The 5,147-nt window shown below is 66.1% G+C and carries 6 protein-coding genes; 1 reads left to right on the top strand and 5 read right to left on the bottom strand.

The window, feature by feature from the left end; genetic code table 11:
- A partial coding sequence (locus BG842_RS08725) for a CapA family protein (protein WP_394327466.1) occupies positions 1 to 482 on the bottom strand: 482 nt, incomplete at its 3' end.
- 166 nt (positions 483 to 648) lie between these two features.
- Between BG842_RS08725 and BG842_RS08730 the strand changes: the two genes are divergently transcribed.
- Entirely contained in the window at positions 649 to 1,122 is a 474-nt protein-coding gene (locus BG842_RS08730) for a hypothetical protein (protein WP_069450466.1), read from the top strand.
- A gap of 1 nt (position 1,123) precedes the next feature.
- Here the strand turns inward: BG842_RS08730 and argF are convergent, their stop codons facing one another.
- The 4 genes from argF to BG842_RS08750 form a co-directional block, all read right to left on the bottom strand.
- Positions 1,124 to 2,017: an ornithine carbamoyltransferase gene (gene argF / locus BG842_RS08735; RefSeq protein WP_069450467.1), complete on the bottom strand. Its 894-nt coding sequence runs from the start codon at positions 2,015 to 2,017 to the stop codon at positions 1,124 to 1,126.
- Positions 2,014 to 3,081, bottom strand: a complete 1,068-nt coding sequence (locus tag BG842_RS08740) for a [LysW]-lysine hydrolase (protein ID WP_175424108.1) — start codon at positions 3,079 to 3,081, stop codon at positions 2,014 to 2,016. Before BG842_RS08740 ends, argF begins: the two co-directional genes overlap by 4 nt.
- Positions 3,078 to 4,211: an aspartate aminotransferase family protein gene (locus BG842_RS08745; protein ID WP_069450468.1), complete on the bottom strand. Its 1,134-nt coding sequence runs from the start codon at positions 4,209 to 4,211 to the stop codon at positions 3,078 to 3,080. Before BG842_RS08745 ends, BG842_RS08740 begins: the two co-directional genes overlap by 4 nt.
- Positions 4,208 to 5,147, bottom strand: a 940-nt coding sequence (locus BG842_RS08750; protein ID WP_394327465.1) for an acetylglutamate/acetylaminoadipate kinase, incomplete at its 5' end; no start/stop codon positions are given. The genes BG842_RS08745 and BG842_RS08750, both read right to left, overlap by 4 nt.

Here is a 5,147-nt window from a genome sequence, read left to right on the forward strand (position 1 = left end):
ACCGCTTGCGGGTGGGTGACGTCGAAGTTCACGTACGCCGTCCCGGCTTTGTCCGCCTTCGCCGCGAACTCCGGCGTGTTGTCGGTGAACGAGACGAACGCGACCTCCAACCCGTCCACGGTGACGAACGCGGGGGAACAGGCCGCTTCCAAATCGGCCCCCGCACCCGAGTGGCGGATTTCGGCGTCGTCAAGGTGACCCACCGTGTCCGCGAGCGCGTCCGGGCCGTAGTCCAGCACGTGATTGTTCGCCAGATTCGCCCATTCGACGCCCACCGATTCGAGCGCCGGAATCGCCCAGTCCGGGTCGGCCCGGAAGTGAAACGGACGATACGTGTCCGTCCACAGCGTACCACCCGCGGAGAGACAGCATTCGAGATTGATGAACAGACCGTCGAGCGCGCGGAGGGTCCCTTCGACGTTGCCCCAAACCCCCGAGACGCTCCGCCGTTGCTGTCGTTCGTTTATCAACCGCCCGAGCATCACGTCCCCCGTGAAACCGAGTCGAGTCATCCCCCGTTCTCACCCACCTAGAGGTAGCGTGACACCGGCAAAAGGCTATTCGCTCGTGGGACGGCTATCGGACAGGAAACCGTCCTGTTCGGTTCCTGCGAAAACCCACATCAACTACCGTGGTCTACGCTCACATATGGCACAAGAACGGAGCGAAACCATCGGCGAGCGAATCAGAGAACGCGGGGTTGTCAACAGAACGTGGTCGAGTTCGATACTCGGGGGGCTGGTTGGCGGCATCGTGTTCGGCCTGCTGCTGCAGTCGATGGGGGTGCTGCCGACCGTCGCGGCGTTGTACGGACTCGACGGGACGACGATGGGCTGGGTCGCCCACCTGTTCAACAGCGTCGTGTTCGGTCTCGTCTTCGGGGCCGTGATGACGATGACGCGACTTCGAGCGTACGCCGACCGTCCCGGCCCGACGGCCGGAATCGGCGTGGCGTACGGAATCGTGTTGTGGGTCGTCGCCGCGAGTTTCGTCATGCCGTTCTGGCTCGGCGCGGTCGGCATGACGCTCGCCGTCCCGACGTTCGACGTCGTGAGCCTCGTCGGCCACGTCGTCTACGGCGTCCTGTTGGGCGCGGTGTTCGCCATCGCCTACCGGCGCTGACTCACCGTTTTTCCGCGAGGAACGCGAGGAGCGCCTTCTGTGCGTGAAGCCTGTTTTCCGCTTGGTCCCACGACAGGGAGCGGTCGCTTTCGAGGACATTACCGGTGATTTCCTCGCCGCGGTGGGCGGGCAGACAGTGCATGACCGGCATCGAGTCGGGGAGCAACTCCTCGTTCAGTTGGAAGCCGTCGAACGCGGCCAGTTTCGACTCGCGTTCGTCCTCCTCGCCCATGCTGACCCAGACGTCGGTGTAGACGACGTCCGCGTCCGCGACCGTCGCGTCCGGGTCGTTCGTCACCGTCGGCTTCGGTCCGCGGGCGGCCGCCGTCGAGATGGCGTCAGTCGAGGGTTCGTACCCCTCGGGAGTTGCGATGGTCAGGTCGATACCGACCGTCGAGGCCGCGATGGCGAAGGAGTTGACGACGTTGTTGCCGTCGCCGACCCACGCGACCGTGAGGTCCTCGAACCCGCCGAAGTGCTCTCGAATCGTCTGGAGGTCGGCGAGCGCCTGACACGGATGCGCCACGTCGGAAAGCCCGTTGATTATCGGAATCGTGGCGTGTTCGGCCATCTCGACCAGACTATTGTGTTCGAACACGCGGGCCATCACGGCGTCCACGTAGCCCGAGAGCACCCGCCCCGTGTCGGAGAGGGGTTCGCCCCTGTTGAGTTGCGTGTCGTTCGGCCCGAGGAAGATGGCGTGTCCGCCGAGGTCCGTCATTCCCGTCTCGAACGAGATGCGAGTGCGCGTGCTCGGCTTCTCGAACAGCATGGCGAGCGTCTGGCCGGAAAGCGCGTGCGGCGACCCGCTCTCCTTGTATTCGGACGCGAGCGCCAGCACCTCCGCCACCTCCTCCGGCGACAGGTCGTCCACGTCGAGGAAGTGGCGCGTCATGCATCCACCTCCAAATCTTCACAAACGTCAGTCAACACCGAAATCGACCTGTCGAACTCGACCAGTTCGATGTGCTCTTCGGGCGTGTGGTCGAGCGAGGAGTCGCCCGGTCCGTACGTGACGACCGGACAGTCCCAGGCCTCGGCGTAGAGGTTCGCGTCGCTCGTCCCCGTCTTCCGGAGCAGGGAGGGGTCGCCGCCCTCCTCGCGGATGGCGACGCGGAACGCACGACCCAACTCCGTCCGCGGGCTGGAGAGCGTCGGCGGAATCGGGGTGTTCCACGACAGCTCTCCGACATCGAGTTCGGCTTCGGCGACCGACCGAATCTCTTCGGCCGTCGTGCTCGACGGAATGCGGAACTGAATTTCGACCGTCGCCTCCGTGGCGAAGCCGTCCGGGGTCAGACCGCCGTCGAACTCGACGGGTTTCACCGTCACCGAGGTCGCCGTCGAGGATTCGTCGGCGTCCGATGCCGCCGTGTCGAACGCCGATTCGACGCGCGTCAGCCACTCCGTCGCGTACTGAATCGCGTTCGGTTCCGGGCGGGAGGTGTGCACGGAATCGACCGTGACCGAGTAAGTACCAGTCAGGTAGCCGCGGTACCCGAGCGTCAGGGCGTCCCAGCCGCTGGGTTCGCCGTTGACGACGAATTCGGGTTCGTCCACGTCGGAAACGAGGTAGCGCGCGCCGCGCGAGTTCGTCTCCTCGCCGACGACGCCGACGAAGCTCGCGCCGGTTTCGACCGCCGCGACCGCCATCGCGGCGAGCGGCCCCTTCGCGTCCACGCTTCCGCGACCGTGGAGGATTCCGTCGTCCAGTTCGACCGGGACGTCGCCGGGCACGGTGTCGATGTGCGAAGTGAGGAGCACCCCGTTTCCGGGGGCGCGGACGTTGCCAACGTCGTCGATCCACACGTCGCGGCCCTCCGCTTCGAGGAAGGCAGCGAGTCGTTCGGCACAATCCGCTTCCTCGCCCGAAACTGAGTGCGTTTCGACCAGTTCGACCAGCAAATCGTGCGCGTCGGCTTGTGATACAGAAGTAGAATCTATCATCGTTCCCATCATTCGTTCCCTCCCAGCACGTCGGCCAGCGCGGAAACGACGGTATCGACGTGTTCCGTGTCCACCGTCAGCGGCGGGAGGAGGCGGACGACGCTCCGTCCCGCCGGAAGCGCGAGAACGCCGTGTGACAGCGCCAGCTCCTTCAACACGCGGTTCGCTCCGCGTTTGACCTCGATACCCACGAGCAGGCCGTGGCCGCGAACCTCGCGGACGGGCAGGTCGGCGGCTTCGAGTTCGGAACGGAGGTACTCGCCCATCTCGGCGGCGTGCTCCGGCAAGTTCTCCCCCACGAGCACCGAGAGCGTCGCCTCCGCCGCCGCGCTGACGACCGGACTGCCGCTGAAGGTCGAACCGTGCGACCCCGCGGACTCGGCTATCCAGTCGGCACAGAGCGTCGCGCCGATGGGCAGGCCGCTCGCCAACCCCTTCGCCGTCGTGAGCACGTCGGGGGTGACGCCGGCGTGTTCGCACGCCCAGAAGGCACCCGTCCGGCCGAGGCCTGTCTGCACCTCGTCGAATATCAGGGCCGTTCCGGCGTCCTCGGTCAACTCGCGGGCGGCCTGAAGGTACGTCTTCGTGGCGGGATTGACGCCGCCCTCGCCCTGGACGGGTTCGAGGATGACGGCCGCCGTGTCGTCGTCGATGACGTCGGCCAGTTCCTCCTCGTCGCCGTAGGTGACGAACTCCACGTCGTCCACGAGGGGTTCGAACGGCGCGCGGAACTTCTTCTTCCACGTCACCGACAGCGACCCTATGGTCCGGCCGTGGAAGCCGCGCTTCGCGGCGACGAGTTTCGACTTCCCGGTCGCGCTCCGGGCGAACTTCAGCGCCGCCTCGTTCGCTTCGGTTCCCGAGTTGTTGAGCCAGACGTTTTCGAGGCCCTCGGGGGCGACGGCGGCCAGTTTCGCGTAGAGGTCGTCGCGGGCGTCGGTGGGATACGACGCGTGGACGAACAGCAGTTCGGCGGCCTGTTCCTGAACGGCGGAAACCACGTCCGGGTGGCAGTGGCCGACCGGTGTGACCGCGTAACTCGCGCCGAAGTCGAGGTATTCGGTTCCGTCCTCCGCGTAGAGATACGGTCCCTCGCCGCTCGCGATTCGAATCGGCTTCTCGTTGTAGACGAAGCCGCTCATGACGACACCCCCAGCGAGGCGGGCGTAAAGCGCGTTCCGTGCCCCTTCCGCGCCGCCGTGATCGGGTCGTGGTTGTTCGCGTCCGCGACGACGACGGATTCCGCACCGCCTTCGAGCGCCTCCGTCGCGGCCATGACCTTCTTCGTCATGAACCCTTCAGCGGCCGATTTCGCGGTTTCCATCTCCTCGGGAGTGCCCACTTGTTCGATGAGCGTCGTCTCGTCGTCCGGGTCTTCGAGGAGGCCGGGCACGTCCGTCAGTACGACGAGTTCTCCGCCGAGCGCGGCGGCGATGGCCGCCGCCGCGCGGTCCGCGTCCGCGTTGACCGGCGTTCCGTCGTCGGCCAGCATGGGGACCGTCACGATGGGTGTGTATCCGCCGTCGAGGAGCGTTTCGAGGAGGTCGGCGTTCACGTCCTCGATTTTTCCGGAGTGGTCGCCGCGACGTATCTTCTTCTTGCCGTTCTCGACCACCCTGACGGCCGACTTGCGCGGGCCGGTCAGGAGCGCGCCGTCCACGCCGGACAGTCCGATGGAGCGGACGCCTTCGTTCTGCAGATTCGCCGTCAACTCGGTGTTGAGCTTGCCCGGCATTACCATCTCGAAGACCTCCATCGCCTTCTCGTCGGTGAACCGGCCCATGACACCGCTGGTGGACTCGACGTACTCGGGTTCCTCGCCGAGTTCGTGGAGCGTGTCGTCCACCGCCGTCGAACCGCCGTGGACGACCACGACGTCCTGTCCGTTTGCGGTGAGGTGCGCCACGTCCGACAGCGCGCCGTCGGGATTCACCGCCCGCGCGCCGCCGATTTTGACGACCACGGGGGCGGTGTCGTCCTCGACGACCCCGCCGTCCGCTCGAAGCCCGTCGTCGTTGTCGTTGTCGATGAGTTGATCGTGTGCGGCCAGCAGTTCCTCGCGGCTGTATTCGTCAGTC

The organism is Haladaptatus sp. W1, assembly GCF_001723155.1.
In the GTDB taxonomy this organism is placed as follows: Archaea; Halobacteriota; Halobacteria; order Halobacteriales; family Haladaptataceae; genus Haladaptatus; species Haladaptatus paucihalophilus.